The organism is Lapillicoccus sp. (genome assembly GCF_036559105.1).
Lineage (GTDB): Bacteria > Actinomycetota > Actinomycetes > Actinomycetales > Dermatophilaceae > Lapillicoccus.
The window spans coordinates 1-16,787 of sequence record NZ_DATBTV010000138.1 but is presented as its reverse complement, the minus strand read 5'-3'; the positions used below and the strand labels follow the sequence as shown (position 1 = coordinate 16,787).

The window sequence follows — 16,787 nt, the reverse complement described above, 5'->3', positions numbered from 1 at the left end:
GAAGTGGAACTTGGGCACGATGAACAGGCTCAGGCCCTTCGTGCCCGGCCCGCCGACGCCGTCGACGCCCGACGGGCGCGCCAGCACCAGGTGCACGACGTTGTCGGAGAGGTCGCTCTCGGCGGAGGTGATGAAGCGCTTGACGCCCTCGATGTTCCAGGTGCCGTCGTCGTTCAGGGTCGCCTTCGTGCGGCCGGCGCCGACGTCGGAGCCGGCGTCCGGCTCGGTGAGCACCATGGTGGCGCCCCAGCGCTGGTCCACCAGGTGCTTGGCGAGGATCTTCTGGTCGCCCGTGCCGAGGGTGTGCAGCACCTTCGCGAAGGCGAAGCCGGCCGAGTACATGTGCACCGCGGGGTTGGCGCCCAGCACCAGCTCGGCGATGGCCCACCGCAGGGACGGCGGGATGACCGTCCCGCCGAGCTCGGCCGGGATGTCGGTGCGCCACCACTCGGCGTCCAGGTAGGCCTGGTAGCTCCTGCGGAACGACGCCGGCACCGTGACCTCGTAGGTCTTCGGGTCGTACACCGGAGGGTTGCGGTCGGAGTCGAGCAGGCTCTCCGCGAGCTCGTTCTCGGCCAGCCGGGCCACCTCGTGGAGCATCTCCCGCGCGGTGTCGCTGTCGACGGCCTCATAGGGGCCATGACCGAGCACGTCGCCACGCCCGAAGACCTCGAACAGGGCGAACTCCAGGTCGCGGACGTTGCTGCGGTAATGACTCATGGGTTGGTCTCCTCGCCGGATCCAGGCCGGGTTACTCGTCGGTAACTCCCATGATTCTACTCGCCGGTAACTCGACGCAAGCACTGTTACGGAATGCACACCGGACTGACATGCTGGTCCAGCGAACTCCCAGCAGACTTCCAGACTCGGCGGCAACGATGCTCCGATGCGCTCCCGTCGCGGCCGCGTGCTGCTCATCGCCGCCCTGGCCGTGGTGGTCCTCGTTCTGTGCTACGCCGGGTACTCCTACCTCCGGCTGACCCAGGGGATCACCACCTCGGACGTCCTCAAGGCTCCGGACGGCACGGCGACCTCCGGTTCCGTGCAGGGCGACACGAACATCCTCATCATGGGCCTCGACAGCCGGGTGGACGAGAACGGCGACCCGCTCCCGGCCGACATCTACAACGCCCTGCACGCGGGAGACGCGTCGGACGGGGGTCTCAACGCGAACGTCCTCATGCTCCTGCACATCCCTGGCGACGGCAGCAAGGCATCGGGCATCTCGATCGCGCGCGACGACTACGTCGACCTCGCCGGCTGCCCCGACAAGCAGTGCAAGGGCAAGATCAAGCAGGCCTACGGGCTCGCGTATGCGGCGGAGTCGGCGGCCCTCGCGAAGGACACCTCGCTCAGCAAGCAACAGCGGGAGCAGAAGGCGCGCGACGCCGGGCGGTCGGCGCAGGTCAAGACGGTCTCCCAGTTCCTCGGCGTGCCGGTCGACCACTTCGTCGAGGTGACGATGGTCGCCTTCTACCAGCTCGCCCAGGTGGTCCAGCCGATCACCGTCTGCGTCAAGGAGGCCACCCAGGACTCGTACTCGGGCGCGAACTTCGTTGCGGGAGAGCAACAGATCGACGCATCGCAGGCCGTGGCCTTCGTCCGCCAGCGGCGTGACCTCTACGACCGCTACAACTTCACCGACCTCGACCGCGAGCGCCGCCAGCAGGCGTTCATCTCCTCGCTCGCGGTCCAGCTCAAGCAGGCCGGCACCCTGGCGAACCCGGTCAAGCTGCAGCAGGTCATCGACGTGACGAAGCAGAACACCGCGATCGACTCGGGGCTCAACCTGCTGTCCTTCGCTCAGGACGGCGAGCGGATGGCCGGCGGTAACGTCACCTTCTACACGCTGCCGATCAGGTCGTTCGGCAAGACCCCGCAGGGCGAGGACATCAACGTCGTCGACGTCGCGGAGATCCAGGCGACGGTCAAGCAGCTGCTCACGCCTGCCGAGAGCGGGTCCTCGGCGACAACGCCCGGTGGCTCGGCGGGGTCGGCCGGCTCGACACCGGCGCCGTCCTCCTCGTCGGGCAAGGCCACCACCCCTCCCACGTCCAGCGTGCCGACGACGGTGGCCGGCACGGGGACGCCCGCCCCGACCGACCTCACCGCGATCAGCGGGGGCGGGATCCCCTGCGTGAAGTAGTGCCGGTGACTTGACAACGGCGATTGTGACAGTCACTATCAAAAACATGTCACAGTCAAACGTTAGCGAGTCGCGGATTGCCGCCAACCCCCGTCGTTGGTGGGCGCTCGCCGCCACGTCGACGACCGTTCTCGTCATCGGGCTCGACACGACGATCCTCAACGTCGCCCTGCCCGACATCGCCGTGAGCCTGCACGCGACCGGCGCGCAGCTGCAGTGGTTCGCGGACAGCTACCTGTTGGCTCTGGGGGCGTTGCTGCTGCCCGCCGGAGTGCTCGGCGACCGCTACGGGCGGAAGCGCTCGACGGTGGTCGGGCTGGTCCTGTTCTTCCTCGGCTCGCTCTGGTGTGCGCTCTCCACAAGCGCCGAGAGTCTCATCGCCGCCCGGACGCTGCTCGGGGTCGGTGCCGCGGTGCTCATCCCGCTCGCGATGTCGTCGGTCGTCGTGCTGTTCGAGGCCGAGGAGCGCACCCGGGCGATCGCGACACTGGGCATCTCGACGATGGTCGGGCTGCCGTTGGGGCCGATCGTGGCCGGCGTACTGCTCCAGCACTTCTGGTGGGGTTCGGTGTTCGTCGTCAACCTGCCGGTCATCGCGCTCGCTCTGGTCGCTGTCCTGCTCTTCCTGCCCGAGACCGTCGGGACCCGAGGTCGCCGGCTGGACCTGGTCGGCATACTCCTCACCTCCGTCGGGATGCTCGCGGCAACGTACGGCGTCATCGAAGGGCCGGAGCGCGGCTGGACCGATCCTCTCGTGCTGGCCGGACTGGTCGGTGGCGCGGCGGCGTTCGGGGCGTTCGTGTGGTGGCAGCGACGCGACCGAGGTGTCGAGCCGGTGGTCGACCCGGCGCTGTGGCGGCAGCCGGCGTTCCGGTGGGGTGCCCTGACGGCGGCGGTCGCCAGCCTGGCGTTCTTCGGCGCGATGTTCGTCGTGCCGCAGTACCTGCGCGGCGTCCTCGGCGAGGACGCGCTCGGCACGGGCGTGCGATCGGTACCGATGGTGCTGGGCCTCTTCGTCGGGCTCCGGCTGACGATGCTGCTGCTGCCGCGCTTCGGGGCGCGCGTGCTCGGAGTATGCGGCTTTGTCGTCGGGGCGTTGGGGTTCCTGCTCGGCACGCGGGTCGGAGTGGACAGCGGGTACGGGTTGACCGCGGCGTGGACGGTCCTCGTCGGGGCCGGGGTCGGCGCCGCGCTCTTCTGCGGCCAGAACGGCGCGCTCGCCGCACTGCCCCGGGAGCGGGCGGCGGCCGGTTCGGCGCTGGTCCAGGTCCTGCGCCAGATCGGGAGCGTCGCGGGCATCGCGGTCCTCGGAGCGCTGCTGAGCGCCGCGTACCGGGCCGGGCTGCCGACGGGGCTCCCTGCCGAGCTGGCCGACACGCTCGGTCGCAACGTCGCCACCGGCATGGCCGTTGCGGCGCAGTCGGGTTCGGTGTCGCTGGAGTATGCGGTCCGCTCCGCCTTCGTGGGCGGCCTGACCGCGACGATGTGGGTCAGCTCGGCCATCTGCCTGCTCGGCGCGGCCATGGTGGCGCGCTATCTGCCGGACAACCGGGCGGTAGCGGCAGAATCGGGGGATGCCGTCGACGTCAGCGCCCGGGACCGCGGCTGAGCCGGTGCTGGGCCTGCGGGAGCGGAAGAAGGCGCGGACCAAGGCGGCCATCCAGGAGCACGCCCTGCGGCTGTACCGGGAGCAGGGCTACGCCGAGACGACGGTCGAGCAGATCGCGGCGGCCGCCGAGGTCTCGCCGAGCACGTTCTTCCGCTACTTTCCGGCCAAGGAGGACACCGTCCTCACCGACCTCATGGACCAGCAGTCGTTCGAGGTGATGGTGAGTGCGCCGGCCGAGCTCAGCCCGATGGAGGCGCTCCGGTACGCGATCGACGTGGTCTTCCGGGACATGTCCGACGAGCACCTCCAGCTCGAGATGGTCCGCAACCAGCTGATCCGGTCGGTGCCGGAGCTGCGCCGCGGGATGCTGATGGAGATCATCCGCCCGCGTGACCTGCTCGCCGAGGCCGTCGCCCGTCGGCTCGGCCGGCCGCTCGACGACCCGGACCTGCGCCTCTACGCGGCGGCGGTCATGGGGGTGTTCCTGAACCTCGCCATGGAGTCCACGGGGGAGGACCCGGCGGGCTCGATCGCTCAGCTCGGCGACCTCATCGACCAGGTCGGCCGTGTCGTGCACTTGCCCGAAGCCCGACCGTAACGATCTCTAGGCGCCAGCTCTGCCGGAGCTCTGGCCGGGCTGGATGGTGCCCGTCTCGTAAGCCAGGACCACCAGCTGCGACCGGTCCCGGGCGTGCAGCTTGGCGAGGATCCGGCTGACGTAAGTGCGCGCGGTGTCCGGCGTGATGCGCAGCTCCAGGGAGATCTCCGCGTTCGACCGGCCCAGGCCGACCTCGCGAAGCACCTCGCGCTCCCGGTCGGTGAGCGAGTCGAGCAGTCGTGGCGACGCATACCGCGGCGTCCGAGCCGCCGCCTGCATGACCCGGCGGGTGACGGCCGGGGTGAGCAGCGCGTCACCGGCGGCCACAACCCGGACCGCGTGGCGCAGCTCCTCGGCTCCCGTGTCCTTGAGCACGAACCCGGCAGCGCCGGCCCGCAGCGCCGCGAAGAGATTCTCGTCGTCCCCGAACGTCGTCAGCACCAGCACGTTCACCGCGGCCAGCTCCGGATCGGCGACGATCCGCCGCGTCGTCCGCAACCCATCCGCCGCAGGCATCCGGACGTCCATGAGGACGACGTGCGGCCGCTGCTCGCGGACCATCGCGTACCCACTGTTCCCGTCGCCGGCCTCTCCGACCACGCGGATGTCCTCCGAGTGCTCGAGCAGGGCTCGTACTCCGGCGCGGACGAGGTCCTGGTCATCCACGAGGGTGACGCGGATCATGACCCGGCCAACGGCAGCACGGCTCGGACGCTGAAGCCCGACCCCGTCCGAACGTGGGTGGTCAACGTGCCACCGAGCTCCGCGGCGCGTTCGGTCATGCCGCGGATCCCGTGGCCGAGAGCCGGCGGCGTACCCTCCGGCAGCCCGATGCCGTCGTCGGCGACCTCGATGTCGAGCCGCCCGTCCGAGACCGCCAAGGCGACCCGTGCCTCGTCGCAGTGGGAGTGCCGGACCGCGTTGGTGAGCGCCTCCTGCACGATCCGATATGCGGTCCCGCTCACCCCGGGCGGGACGAGGGCCAGGTCGCCGCGGACGTCCACGATGACGCCGATCCCGGCCGTCTCGAGGTGCCGCGCGAGCTCGTTCACGTCGGCGAGGGTCGGGGCGGTGACCGTGTCCGGACTGCGGAGGACGGCCACCGCTGTCCGCAGCTCGCTCAGCGACTGCCGACCGGCGCGTCGGATCTGACCAACGGCCTCGGCGGCCTTCGGACCCAGGTCGCCGGACTCCAGTGCCACGTCCGCGTGCAGCGAGACCACGGAGAGACCGTGACCGATCGAGTCGTGCAGCTCTCGGGCGATCCGAGCCCGTTCGGCGGCGACGCGCTGCCGCGCCTCGTGGTCGGTGCGCCAGGCCTCCTGGTCATGGGTGCGTTGCAGCTCGGCGCGCCACATGGCCTTGGACCGATGGCTGTCGCCGAGGGCGATCGACGCGGCCATCACCGCCACGGTGAGCAGCGTGTCGAAGAGCAGCATGTAGCGGAGGTCCTCGCCTCCGCGTTGGATGCGGAACCACAGCGACAGCCCGACGATGGCCGTCGCGGCGCCGACCGCCCACCGCAACCGGCCGGCGCGAGCGGCGACGTAGAGGGCGCCCCCGAGCGGCAGCGCGAGTCCGATGGGCGGGTACTTGGCGATGTAGTAGGCGCAGACGCCGAGGAACGTCACGGCGAGTACCGCCACTGGGAGCCGTCGGCGAACCAGCATCGGCGCGCCGAGCGCGACCGCGAACAGGTAGGCGAACGGGTCCAGGGGCCGCGACCCGCCGTCGCTGTCCGCGGTCATCGCCACCGCGACGACGGTGGTGACAGCCACGGCGAGTGCCAGATCCACCGCTCGATCTCGGCGGACCTCCCGCGGTCCCGCCGGGGCGAGGTCGGTCATCGTTCGAGGTTAGGTCGGTCACGCGGGACGAGGCAGTCTCCTGCAGGAGACTCAGGGACGAACCAGGGGTATGCCGGAGGCGACTGACGCCGCGTACCCCTGGCCGACTGTATGTCGTGCCCAGGGTTCATACCGTCGCGGGCATGCTCATGCACCGTTCTCATCCGTCCCTGGTCCGTCGCGGCGCCGGAGCGCTGCTCGGACTTGTCGCCGGCTCCTTCGGCGAGATCGCCGCGTCCGAGGTGATCGGCATCGTCGGCTACCTCCTCACCGGGGGCCCGGTCGGGTGGAGGTGGCTCTCCGTCCTGACCGCCGCTGTGGGCGCCGCAGTCGGCGCCGTCATCTCGAGCGGGAGGAGCCGACGATGAGCCGCACCCATCTGACTCGCGACACGACGCGCCCGGAGCGGCCGGCGTCGGGGGCCTCGCGGTTTGTCCGGTTGGCCGCGTGGTCCGATCGGCACCGGTGGTGGGCGCTCGCGCTCTGGGTGGCGCTTCTCGTCGCCGTTACCGGGACCGCTCAAGCGGTCGGGCCGGCGTACCACGACGACATCTCGCTGCCCGGCACCGAGAGCCAGCAGGTGGTCGATGTCTTGCAGGCGCACGCCCCCCGGGAGGCGGGTGCAACCGTCCAGGTGGTGTTCCGCGACCCCTCCGGGCTGTCCGCCACAGGGACCCGTGACCGAATCGCCGCGATCGCCGCCGCGGTGCGTGGGCTCGAGCACGTCGTCGACGTGACCGACCCGACCGGACCGGGCGCGGTCAGCACCGACGGGAGGACAGCACTGGCCACGGTCCAGCTCGACGCCCCCGCTGCCGAGGTCCCGCCGGCAGCGATAGCCCGGATCATCGACGTCGCTCGGGCGACCGGTGGCGACGGCCTCCAGGTCGAGCTGGGCGGCGACACGGTGCGGGCGGTCGAGGGTGGCGGCGGCCCGGCCGAAGGAGTGGGCCTGCTCGTAGCTCTGGCGATCCTCGTGATGATGTTCGGCTCGCTGCTCGCGGCCGGTCTGCCCCTCGTCACCGCGACGCTCGCGGTGAGCACGAGCGTGGGAGTCATCGCGCTGCTCTCGAACGTCCTCATCCTGCCGGGATACGCGTCGTCGCTGATGGTCCTCGTGGGCCTGGGAGTAGGCATCGACTACGCCCTGCTCGTCTTCTCCCGGTTCCGCACCGAGATCCTCGCCGGGGCCAGTCGGTCAGCCGCGGTCGCGACGGCCCTCAACACGGCCGGGCGGTCGGTCCTCGTCGCCGGCCTGACTGTCATGGTGGCTCTGGGTGGCCTGGTGATGCTGGGCCTGGCGTCGCTGCAGGGGGTCGCGCTGGGCGTCGCCCTGACCGTCGTCGTGACCATGGCGGCCTCACTCACCCTGCTGCCCAGCCTGCTGAGCATCCTCGGCGCGCGCCTGGAGCGGACGATCCGGCGTCGGGCGCAGGGCCGGGACACGTCCGGGCGTCGGTGGCGCGCGTGGACCGTTGTTGTCACGCGGCTTCGTCTTCCTGCCGTGCTCGTCGGGACCGGACTGCTGGTGGCCCTCGCCTTGCCGGCGGCGACGATGCGACTCGGGATCGCCGACGCCGGCACCGACCCCGTCGGCACCACGAGCCGCGCCGCCTACGACCTCGTGGCCGCCGGCTTCGGGCCTGGGTACAACGGACCACTGGTCGTCCTCGAGAGCGGGGGTCGCTCCACTGCCGTGGTCGACGCACTGTCCACGACGCCCGGCGTCTCGCGGGTCCTGCCGACCCAGCCGATCACCGACGGCTCGGGTGCCCTGACCGTCGTCATTCCGGCCACGGCACCCCAGGACACGGCCACCGCCGATCTCGTCAGCCGGCTGCGCTCCGAGGTCCTGCCGCCGATCGAGGCGTCGACGGGACACGATCTTCTTGTGGGCGGCACGCCGGCCGCCGTGGCGGACTTCTCCGCGGCGGTGGCGTCGCGGTTCCCGCTCTTCGTCGGCACCGTGATCGGGCTGTCGTCCCTGCTCCTCCTCGTCGTCTTCCGCTCGCTGACCATCCCGGTCAAGGCGGCGATCCTCAACGTCCTCAGCATCGGGGCGTCGCTCGGCGTCGTGACCCTCGTCTTCCAGAACGGGATGTTCGGGCTCGCGCCGGGACCGGTCGAGGCGTATGTGCCGGTGATGATCTTCGCGATCGTCTTCGGGCTCTCGATGGACTATGAGGTGTTCCTGGTCTCGCGGATGCACGAGGAGTGGCGCCTCAGCCAGGACGCCGAGCGGTCGGTCGCGGAGGGCATGGCCCGCACCGGTGGGGTGATCACGGCCGCTGCCGCGGTCATGGTGGCGGTCTTCGCGTCATTCCTCCTCAGCGCCGACCGGATGCTCCAGCAGTTCGGTCTGGGTCTGGCCGTCGCGGTGCTCCTCGACGCACTGGTCATCCGCTGCCTGCTCGTCCCGTCGGTCATGAGCCTGCTCGGCGAGCGGGCTTGGTGGCTGCCTCGGTGGCTGCGCCGTCGGCTGCCCGTCGTGGCGGTCGAACCGGCGCAGGACTCGCCGAAGGCGGTTCGGCCGTGACGGCCAGCCGCCGTGCGTTTCTCGGGGTCGTGGCCGCCGGAACGACCACGATGGCGCTTCCCGGATGCTGACGCGTCGGAGGGCTGGTCGGCTCGGGGATCAGCGAGGCCGAGGGTAGTGCGGGAGCGGTACGCCCCAGCACCGCCCGTCTGCCGCCACCCTTCACCGTGCCGCTGCGGGTCCCCGGGATCCTCGCACCGGTGCGGCGGCGTACAGGCACCACGGACTACTACGAGGTCGTCCAACGCGCCGCCGAGACCGAGATCCTGCCAGGGTTGCGCACGACGGTCTGGGGTTACAACGGGACGTTTCCAGGACCGACCATCGTCTCGCAACGAGGCCGGAACACCATTGTCTCGCATACGAACTCGCTCGAGGTTCCCGTTGTCGTCCACCTCCACGGCGGCCGGGTCCCACCGGAGCACGACGGCTTCCCGACCGACTTTCTGCTGCCGATCCACGGCCACGCGGGTCACCGGTCCGGTGGGATGACGCATACCGGATCGACCACGGTCGGGACCCGCACCTACGAGTACCCGATGGACCAGCCGGCTGGGACGCTCTGGTACCACGACCACCGCACGGACTTCACCGGGCCCCAGGTCTACCGGGGACTGGCCGGGTTCCACCTCGTGGCCGACGACCACGAGGCGACGCTCGGGCTGCCGTCCGGCGCGCGGGACGTGCCGCTGATGATCGTCGACCGCAGCTTCCGCGCGGACGGGCAGCTCGACTACCCGTCGCTCGGCCCCACGCTGCAGACGCCGGGGGTCACGAGCGAGTATGCGAGTGGGTCCTCGGCGACGTCGTCCTCGTCAACGGGGTGCCATGGCCGGTCTTCGAGGTGGAGGCGGTGCGCTACCGATCGCGGCTGCTCAACGCCTCGAACGCCCGCCGGTATGCCCTGAGCCTCGACCCCGACCCGTCGGGAACCGGCTTGCCGTTCCTGCAGATCGGAGCCGATGCTTCCCTGATGCCCGCCCCGGTGCCGGTCGCCGAGGTCGTGCTGAGCCAGTCCGAACGCGCCGACGTCATCGTGGACTTCGCACGGGTGTCGGTGGGGCAGACGGTGACGATGCACAACGGGCTGAGTAGTGGCGGGCGAGGGTTGGTCATGCAGTTCCGGGTCGTCGGGACAGCCTCCGACACGGCTCCGTTCGTCGTCATGAGCCCGGAGGGCGAGCGGGGCGCAAGTCTGGCGGAGGCGCCCTGGAAGGACACCGTCGACCTCGACAACGGCGGGACTGCGAGGCTGCTCATCCGGTTCGACGGTTACCGCGGCCGGTAAATGTTCCACTGCCACAACCTCGAGCACGAGGACATGCGGATGATGGCGATGATCGAGGTGGTCCAGTCCCAACAGCGTTCAGTTAGTGGTCCAGTCCGGGCGTCCTCAGGATCGGAAATGTGGGCACGAGCCTGACCTCCCGGGCGGCGAGCGCTCCGGTCGGCACGGCCGCTGAGCCTCTGACCTGCGGAGCCTCTGTGGAGCGGGCGACGAGAATCGAACTCGCGTGTCCAGCTTGGGAAGCTGGCGCTCTACCATTGAGCTACGCCCGCGTGGTCACCCGAACGGCTCCGCTGGAGCGCCTTCCGGCAACGCGACGAGCAGCATACCCAACCTGTCGTCCGGCCCGGACCGCGGCGAAAGGGCCGCCGCCGCTACCCTCGTGCCCGTGCTGCTCTCCGACCGGGACATCCGCGCCGAGATTGAGGGCGGCCGGGTCGTTCTGGACCCGTGGGAGCCGACGATGCTCCAGCCGTCGAGCATCGACGTGCGGCTCGACAAGTACTTCCGGCTGTTCGACAACCACAAGTACCCCTACATCGACCCGGCCGAGGACCAGCCCGACCTGACCCGTCTCGTCGAGATCGCTCACGGGGAGCCGCTGATCCTCCACCCGGGCGAGTTCGTCCTCGGGTCGATCCTCGAGACGGTCACGCTGCCCGACGACATCGCCGCGCGGGTCGAGGGCAAGTCGAGCCTCGGACGACTCGGCCTGCTCACCCACGCCACGGCCGGCTTCGTCGACCCGGGGTTCTCCGGTCATGTGACGCTCGAGCTATCCAACGTCGCCACCCTGCCGATCAAGCTGTGGCCCGGTATGAAGGTCGGCCAGCTCTGCTTCTTCCGCCTCTCCAGCGCCGTCGAGAAGCCCTACGGCTCCGACGCCTACGGATCCCACTACCAGGGCCAGCGCGGTCCGACCGCGAGCCGGAGCTTCAAGAACTTCCACCGCACCGACGTCTGAACAACAGCCGTCGCATAGCAATCTCACAGCCGGGCCCTGTCGAATAGCCATCGTGGCAGCCGACCTCAAGTGGACCAGCCGACCTGACGCGCCGACCGCAGTGGTCCTCGTCCTCCACGGAGGACAGGACGCCAGCCGGCGCCCGGCGCGGTGGCACAACCTCGCCGTCCTGCGGATGGTCCCGGTCGCCCGCGCCGTCGCGAAGGCCGGCCGGGGCACCTTCGCGGTGGCCATGCTCCGGTATGCGGTTCGCGGCTGGAACGGCGCGGCCGCCAGCCCCGTACCCGACGCCCGCGCTGCGCTCGACCAGATCTCCGAGGCGTACCCCGGCGTGCCGATCGCTCTGGTCGGTCACTCCATGGGTGGCCGCGTGGCGCTGGCGCTGGCCGACGACCCCCGCGTCGTCGAGGTGGTCGGGCTCGCGCCCTGGGTCGTCGGGAGCGACGGCATCAAGGTCCACGAGAACCAGAAGCTGCTGCTCATCCACGGCGTGAGCGACCGGATGACCTCCGCCCAGGCCAGCCGCCGCGTCGTGGAGACCCTCCAGGAACGCGGCCTCACCGCCAGCTTCGTCGGGCTCAGGTCGGCGGACCACGCCATGCTGCGACGCGCGGGCACCTGGGACCACCTCGTCGGTGGCTACCTCGCGGGCACGCTCAGGACGCAGAGTGACCTCTCCGAGGCGCCGGAGCTCGACCAGCTGGGCGCACAGGCCGGCGAGGAGAGCATCGTCACCGTTATCTGACGGAAGCCTTGGCCGGGACGCGCATGTCACCCGTCTCGCCTAGGGTCGACGTCATGATTCGCTTCGACGACGTCTCGAAGCAGTACGCCGGCGGCACCACGGCGGTCGACCACCTCGACCTGGAGGCCCCGACCGGTCAGATCACCGTTCTCGTCGGACCCTCCGGGTGCGGCAAGACGACCACGCTGCGCATGGTCAACCGGATGATCGAACCCACCTCCGGGACGATCTGGCTGGACGACCAGGACACCGGGAAGATGGACGCCGCCGAGATGCGGCGCGGCATCGGCTATGTGATCCAGGCCGCCGGGCTCTTCCCGCACCGCACCGTGCTCGACAACGTCGGCACCGTGCCCGAGCTGCTGGGGTGGGACAAGAAGAGGACCCGCGAGCGGTCCATGGAGCTCCTGGAGCGAGTGGGCCTCGACACGGCGTTCGCCAAGCGCTATCCCAGCCAGCTCTCCGGCGGCCAGCAGCAACGCGTCGGCGTCGCGCGGGCGCTCGCCGCCGACCCGCCGGTGATGCTCATGGACGAGCCGTTCTCCGCCGTCGACCCCATCGTCCGCGAACAGCTGCAGGACGAGTTCCTCCGCCTCCAGGGCGAGCTGGGCAAGACCATCCTCTTCGTCACGCACGACATCGACGAGGCGATCAAGCTCGGCGACCAGGTCGCCGTCCTGCGCGTCGGGGGCAAGCTCGCGCAGCTGGCCGAACCCGCATATCTGCTGGCGCATCCGATCGACGACTTCGTGGCCGGCTTCGTCGGTCGTGACCGGGGCTACCGGGCGCTGGGCTTCCACGAGACTCCCGACCTCCAGCTCACCACCGAGCCCACCATCGGGCTCGGCGCGACACCCGACCAGGCCAGGTCGGCCAGCAGCGACGGGTGGCTGCTCGTCGTCGACGGCGACCGCAAGCCGCTCGGCTGGGTCGAACCCCACCGGCTCGGGCGCGACATCGACCGCGAGATGCTCCATCGCGGCGGCACCGTGGCCCGGGTGCACGGACCCTTGCGAGCCGTCCTCGACGCCGCGCTCTCGTCGCCGTCCCGCCGCGGCGTCCTCGTCGACGACGACGGTGCCCTCGCCGGCACTGTCCGCGCCGACCAGGTCCTCACCGTCATCGAGCGGACGGAGCGCCCGGACGACGACGCCGCCGACGACCGATACCAGCGGCAGGACGCCTCGTGACGTGGGTCGCCGACCACATCGGCGACATCTTCTGGTACGCCGGTCAGCACACCCTGCTGGCGGGCATCCCCCTGATCATCGGGCTCATCATCGCGCTCCCGCTCGGCTGGGTCGCCCGCCGCTACTCGAAGCTCTATGGCTTCCTCATCGCCGGCAGCGGCCTCCTCTACACGATTCCCAGCCTGGCGCTGTTCATCCTCATGCCGCTCATCCTCGGCACCCGGATCCTCGACACGCTCAACGTCTACGTCGCCATGACCCTCTACACGCTGGCCCTGCTCGTCCGGACCGTCGCCGACGGCCTCGGCGCCGTCCCCGACTCGACCCGGCAGGCGGCGGTCGCGATGGGGTTCACCGGGATGCGGCGACTGCTGAAGGTCGACCTGCCGCTGGCCGTCCCCGTCATCGCCGCGGGTCTGCGCGTCGCCGCGGTCAGCAACGTCAGCATCGTCAGCGTCGCGTCGCTGGTCGGGTTCCCGCAGCTGGGCTACTACCTCACCGACGGCTACCAGCGGAGCTTCCCGACGGAGATCATCGTCGGCATCGTCGCCTGCGTGCTGCTGGCGCTGATCTTCGACACCGTGATCCGCGCCGGAGCCTGGGCGATCACCCCCTGGCAACGAGTGGCGAGGTGACGCTGTGCTGAACAGCATCGGCGGCTGGCTCACCGACCCGGCCCACTGGACCGGCCCGAACGGCATCCCGCAGCGCATCCTCGAGCACCTCATCTACTCCGGGATCAGCCTGCTCATCGCCGCCCTCATCGCCATCCCGCTCGGCGTCATGGTCGGACACTCCGGCCGGGCCAAGTGGACGGTCTCGCTCGCCAACTCGCTCCGCGCCGTCCCGAGCCTCGGCCTGCTCTTCGCCGTGGCGCTCTGGCTCGGCCCGAAGATCGCCAGCAGCCTGGCCTACGTCATCCCGAGCGTCATCGTCCTCGTGCTCCTCGCCGTGCCGCCGATCCTGTCGGGTACCTACGCGGGGATCCAGGGCGTCGACCCGGCGGCTCGCGACGCGGCCAAGGGCATGGGTATGCGTGGGAGCGAGGTGTTGCGCAAGGTCGAGCTGCCCTGCTCGCTGCCATTGCTGCTGTCCGGCGTCCGCAGCGCCACCCTCCAGGTCATCGCCACCGCGACGATCGCCGCGTCCATCAGCCTCGGCGGCCTGGGGCGCTACCTCATCGACGGGCTCAGCGTCAGCGACTACGCCGAGATGGCGAGCGGCGCGATTCTCGTCGCCGCCCTCGCCCTGGTGATGGACGGCCTCCTCTCCCTCGTCCAGCGGACCGCAGTCTCCCCCGGACTCACCGGGAAGTTCAGGAACACCGGAGACAACCTGCCGGTTGTCACCACCACGGCCCGAGGCGATGCCTCGGAACCCGCCTCTCCCACCGACCGTGCCGACGACCAGAGAGAAGCACTCGTATGAAGCGCACGATCCTCATGACCGGGGCGGCCGCTGTCGCGGCGCTCGCCCTCGCCGCCTGCGGCGCCAACAACAACCCGACCGCCCCCGCCGCAGGCGGTGGCGGGAGCACGGCCTCGGGCGGTGGCAGCGGCAGCATCACCGTCGGCTCCGCCGACTTCTCCGAGTCCCAGGTGCTGGGCGAGATCTACGCCGGGGCCATCAAGGCCAAGGGCATCAACGTCACGACCAAGCCCAACATCGGCAGCCGCGACGTCTATATCAAGGCGCTCGAGGACGGGTCGATCGACATCGTCCCGGAGTACACCGGTTCGCTGCTGACCTTCCTCAAGGGCACCGCCCCGTCGCAGGACCCCGACGCGGTCTACACCGCGCTCAAGGCAACCCTCCCGCCCACCCTCGTCGTCCTCGACAAGTCGACCGCGGAGGACAAGAACTCCATGGTCGTCACCAAGGACACGGCGGCGAAGTACACCCTGAAGTCGATCGCCGACCTCACCGCGCACCAGGCCGACATCACCGTGGCCGCCCCGCCGGAGTTCCAGACCCGTCAGCAGGGCCTGGTCGGCCTGAAGTCCGAGTACGGCTTCGCGCCGGCGAACTTCCTGCCCCTCAAGGGTGCGGCGATCGTCAACGCGCTGACCAACGGCCAGGCGCAGGCGGCCAACATCTTCAGCACCGACCCGTCGATCTCGGCCAACGGGTTCGTCACGCTGGACGACCCGAAGCTGCTGTTCGGCTCTGACAACGTCGTGCCGCTGCTCCGCAAGGACAAGGTCAACGACACCATCACGGCCGCGCTCAACGCGGTCTCGGCCAAGATCGACACGGCCACCCTGACCGACCTGGTCAAGCAGGTCGACGTCGACAAGAAGGACGCGTCGGCCGTGGCCAAGGACTTCCTGTCGAAGAACGGCCTGGGCTGACCGAGGGGGTCTCGCAGCCGTGGATCCTGCACGTCGACCTCGACCAGTTCGTGGCCGCCGTCGAGGTGCTGCGGGACCCGTCACTCGTCGGTAAACCCGTCGTCGTCGGCGGTCGGGGCGACCCCACCCTGCGTGGGGTCGTCTCGACCGCGTCGTACGAGGCGCGGGCCTTCGGTGTCGGCTCCGGTATGCCGCTGCGCACCGCCGTGAAGAAGGCGCCGGACGCGGTGTTCCTGCCGGTCGACGGTCCGCTGTACGACGAGGCCTCGGCCGGCGTCATGGCCGTGCTGCGGTCGTTCGGCCCCACGGACGGCGCCGTCGTCGAGGTGCTCGGCTGGGACGAGGCGTTCGTCGGCGTGGTGACGGACGACCCCGAGGCACTGGCCCGGCGGATGCAGGCGGCCGTGCTGGCGCAGACCCGGCTGCACTGCTCGGTCGGGATCGGCCAGACCAAGGTGATGGCCAAGACGGCCACCGGGTTCGGGAAGCCGCAGGGCGTCTATACGATCACCGCGGACACCTGGTACGAGATCATGGGCCCTCGCCCGACCGAGGCGCTTTGGGGCGTCGGGCGCAAGACCTCGGCCAAGCTGGCCGCCCTGGGCATCGAGACGGTGTCCCAGCTGGCCCTCTCCGACGCCGAGCTGCTCGTCACCCGCTTGGGTCCGACGATGGGCCCGTGGTACCGCCGCATCGCGCGCGGCGGCGACCGGTCCCCGGTGACGGCGACGCCTTGGGTGGCCCGCGGCCACGGTCGGGAGACGACGTTCCAGGAGAACCTGAGCGACTGGGACATCGTCGCGGAGGAGGTCCGCACCCTCGCGGCGCGGGTCCTCGACGACATCGTGGCCGAGGGCCGGCCGGCGATCCGCGTGGGCCTCAAGGTCCGCTACGCGCCGTTCACCACGCGGACCGCCTCGGCTCCGCTGCCGTCCCCGACCGTCGACCTCCCCGTGATCGCCGGCGCGGCGGTCGCCCTGCTCAGCCGGTTCGACGAGCGCCGCTCGGTGCGGCTACTGGGCGTGCGGCTGGAGATGCAGCCACCCGACGGCGGCTACGCCCGCTAACCACTCCGGTTCGTGCTCTGGACCGCATCGAATTCCGTACCCCAACCGCACGAACCGACGATCAGCTAGGAGCGCCGGGCGTCTCGAGTCGCACGGCGGCGAGGAGCATCTGGGCGACGTCGACGACCTGGACCTCCTCGCGCGCCGTCCCGTCGGACTGCGCGGCCGCCAGTCCGTCGCTGAGCATGACCTTGCAGAACGGGCAGCCGATGGCGATCCGGTCGGCGCCGGTAGCGACGGCCTCGTCGGTGCGGTTGGTGTTGATCCGGGTGCCGAGCTTCTCCTCCATCCACATGCGGGCGCCCCCGGCGCCGCAGCAGAAGGACTTCTCCTTGGTGCGCTCCATCTCCTTGAGCTCGACACCGGGCAGGGCACCGATGAGCTCACGGGGCGGGGCGTAGACGTCGTTATGACGGCCGAGGTAGCAAGGGTCGTGGTAGGTGACC

Annotated in this window: 18 protein-coding genes and 1 tRNA gene; 14 read left to right on the top strand and 5 right to left on the bottom strand. The window is 70.4% G+C overall.

Translation table 11 applies throughout. The features are described 5' to 3' along the window. A partial coding sequence (locus tag VIG79_RS16955) for an acyl-CoA dehydrogenase family protein (RefSeq protein ID WP_331887731.1) occupies window positions 1-720 on the bottom strand: 720 nt, incomplete at its 3' end. A 166-nt stretch (window positions 721-886) separates the two neighbouring features. Here VIG79_RS16955 and VIG79_RS16950 point away from each other — a divergent pair. The 3 genes from VIG79_RS16950 to VIG79_RS16940 are packed head-to-tail and all read left to right on the top strand — an operon-like array spanning window position 887 to window position 4,353. Next, on the top strand, window positions 887-2,146 hold the full coding sequence (locus VIG79_RS16950) for an LCP family protein (protein WP_331887729.1): 1,260 nt from the start codon (window positions 887-889) through the stop codon (window positions 2,144-2,146). Between the two features lie 46 nt (window positions 2,147-2,192). Then, window positions 2,193-3,755 (top strand): MFS transporter, encoded by a 1,563-nt coding sequence (locus VIG79_RS16945; RefSeq protein WP_331887727.1) that lies wholly within the window; start codon window positions 2,193-2,195, stop codon window positions 3,753-3,755. Then, complete coding sequence (locus VIG79_RS16940) at window positions 3,721-4,353, top strand: TetR family transcriptional regulator (protein WP_331887725.1); 633 nt, start codon at window positions 3,721-3,723, stop codon at window positions 4,351-4,353. The genes VIG79_RS16945 and VIG79_RS16940 overlap by 35 nt, the downstream gene beginning before the upstream one ends. Window positions 4,354-4,359: 6 nt before the next feature. On the opposite strand, the gene VIG79_RS16935 is transcribed toward VIG79_RS16940, so the two are convergent. Both VIG79_RS16935 and VIG79_RS16930 read right to left on the bottom strand, forming a co-directional pair. Continuing rightward, window positions 4,360-5,037 carry a response regulator transcription factor gene (locus VIG79_RS16935; protein ID WP_331887723.1) on the bottom strand — a complete coding sequence of 226 codons (678 nt, stop codon included), beginning with the start codon at window positions 5,035-5,037 and terminating at the stop codon, window positions 4,360-4,362. Next, on the bottom strand, window positions 5,034-6,200 hold the full coding sequence (locus VIG79_RS16930) for a sensor histidine kinase (protein WP_331887721.1): 1,167 nt from the start codon (window positions 6,198-6,200) through the stop codon (window positions 5,034-5,036). The genes VIG79_RS16935 and VIG79_RS16930 overlap by 4 nt, the downstream gene beginning before the upstream one ends. A 143-nt stretch (window positions 6,201-6,343) precedes the next feature. Here VIG79_RS16930 and VIG79_RS16925 point away from each other — a divergent pair, with 143 nt between their 5' ends. The 4 genes from VIG79_RS16925 to VIG79_RS16910 all read left to right on the top strand — a co-directional run bounded on the left by VIG79_RS16925 (window position 6,344) and on the right by VIG79_RS16910 (window position 10,024). After that, entirely contained in the window at window positions 6,344-6,568 is a 225-nt protein-coding gene (locus tag VIG79_RS16925; RefSeq protein ID WP_331887719.1) for a DUF5957 family protein, read from the top strand. Then, window positions 6,565-8,736, top strand: a complete 2,172-nt coding sequence (locus VIG79_RS16920) for an MMPL family transporter (protein ID WP_331887718.1) — start codon at window positions 6,565-6,567, stop codon at window positions 8,734-8,736. The genes VIG79_RS16925 and VIG79_RS16920 overlap by 4 nt, the downstream gene beginning before the upstream one ends. Before the next feature lie 167 nt (window positions 8,737-8,903). Beyond that, entirely contained in the window at window positions 8,904-9,644 is a 741-nt protein-coding gene (locus tag VIG79_RS16915) for a multicopper oxidase family protein (RefSeq protein WP_331887717.1), read from the top strand. Then, window positions 9,590-10,024, top strand: a complete 435-nt coding sequence (locus VIG79_RS16910) for a hypothetical protein (RefSeq protein ID WP_331887716.1) — start codon at window positions 9,590-9,592, stop codon at window positions 10,022-10,024. The genes VIG79_RS16915 and VIG79_RS16910 overlap by 55 nt, the downstream gene beginning before the upstream one ends. A gap of 198 nt (window positions 10,025-10,222) precedes the next feature. Here VIG79_RS16910 and VIG79_RS16905 read toward each other — a convergent pair. Beyond that, a tRNA-Gly gene (locus VIG79_RS16905) sits at window positions 10,223-10,296 on the bottom strand. A gap of 116 nt (window positions 10,297-10,412) precedes the next feature. Here VIG79_RS16905 and dcd point away from each other — a divergent pair. The 7 genes from dcd to VIG79_RS16870 are packed head-to-tail and all read left to right on the top strand — an operon-like array spanning window position 10,413 to window position 16,341. Further along, window positions 10,413-10,988: a dCTP deaminase gene (gene dcd, locus VIG79_RS16900; RefSeq protein WP_331887715.1), complete on the top strand. Its 576-nt coding sequence runs from the start codon at window positions 10,413-10,415 to the stop codon at window positions 10,986-10,988. A gap of 52 nt (window positions 10,989-11,040) precedes the next feature. Continuing rightward, window positions 11,041-11,733, top strand: a complete 693-nt coding sequence (locus tag VIG79_RS16895) for a dienelactone hydrolase family protein (protein ID WP_331887714.1) — start codon at window positions 11,041-11,043, stop codon at window positions 11,731-11,733. Window positions 11,734-11,786: 53 nt separating this feature from the next. Then, window positions 11,787-12,923 carry an ABC transporter ATP-binding protein gene (locus VIG79_RS16890; RefSeq protein ID WP_331887713.1) on the top strand — a complete coding sequence of 379 codons (1,137 nt, stop codon included), beginning with the start codon at window positions 11,787-11,789 and terminating at the stop codon, window positions 12,921-12,923. Beyond that, entirely contained in the window at window positions 12,920-13,558 is a 639-nt protein-coding gene (locus VIG79_RS16885) for an ABC transporter permease (RefSeq protein ID WP_331887712.1), read from the top strand. Before VIG79_RS16890 ends, VIG79_RS16885 begins: the two co-directional genes overlap by 4 nt. Window positions 13,559-13,562: 4 nt before the next feature. After that, a complete protein-coding gene (locus VIG79_RS16880) occupies window positions 13,563-14,351 on the top strand; it encodes an ABC transporter permease (RefSeq protein ID WP_331887711.1) in 789 nt (262 codons plus the stop codon). Further along, a complete protein-coding gene (locus VIG79_RS16875) occupies window positions 14,348-15,274 on the top strand; it encodes an ABC transporter substrate-binding protein (RefSeq protein WP_331887710.1) in 927 nt (308 codons plus the stop codon). Before VIG79_RS16880 ends, VIG79_RS16875 begins: the two co-directional genes overlap by 4 nt. A gap of 23 nt (window positions 15,275-15,297) precedes the next feature. Then, window positions 15,298-16,341 carry a DNA polymerase IV gene (locus tag VIG79_RS16870; protein ID WP_331887733.1) on the top strand — a complete coding sequence of 348 codons (1,044 nt, stop codon included), beginning with the start codon at window positions 15,298-15,300 and terminating at the stop codon, window positions 16,339-16,341. 61 nt (window positions 16,342-16,402) lie between these two features. Here VIG79_RS16870 and VIG79_RS16865 read toward each other — a convergent pair. Further along, a partial coding sequence (locus VIG79_RS16865; RefSeq protein WP_331887709.1) for a (Fe-S)-binding protein occupies window positions 16,403-16,787 on the bottom strand: 385 nt, incomplete at its 5' end.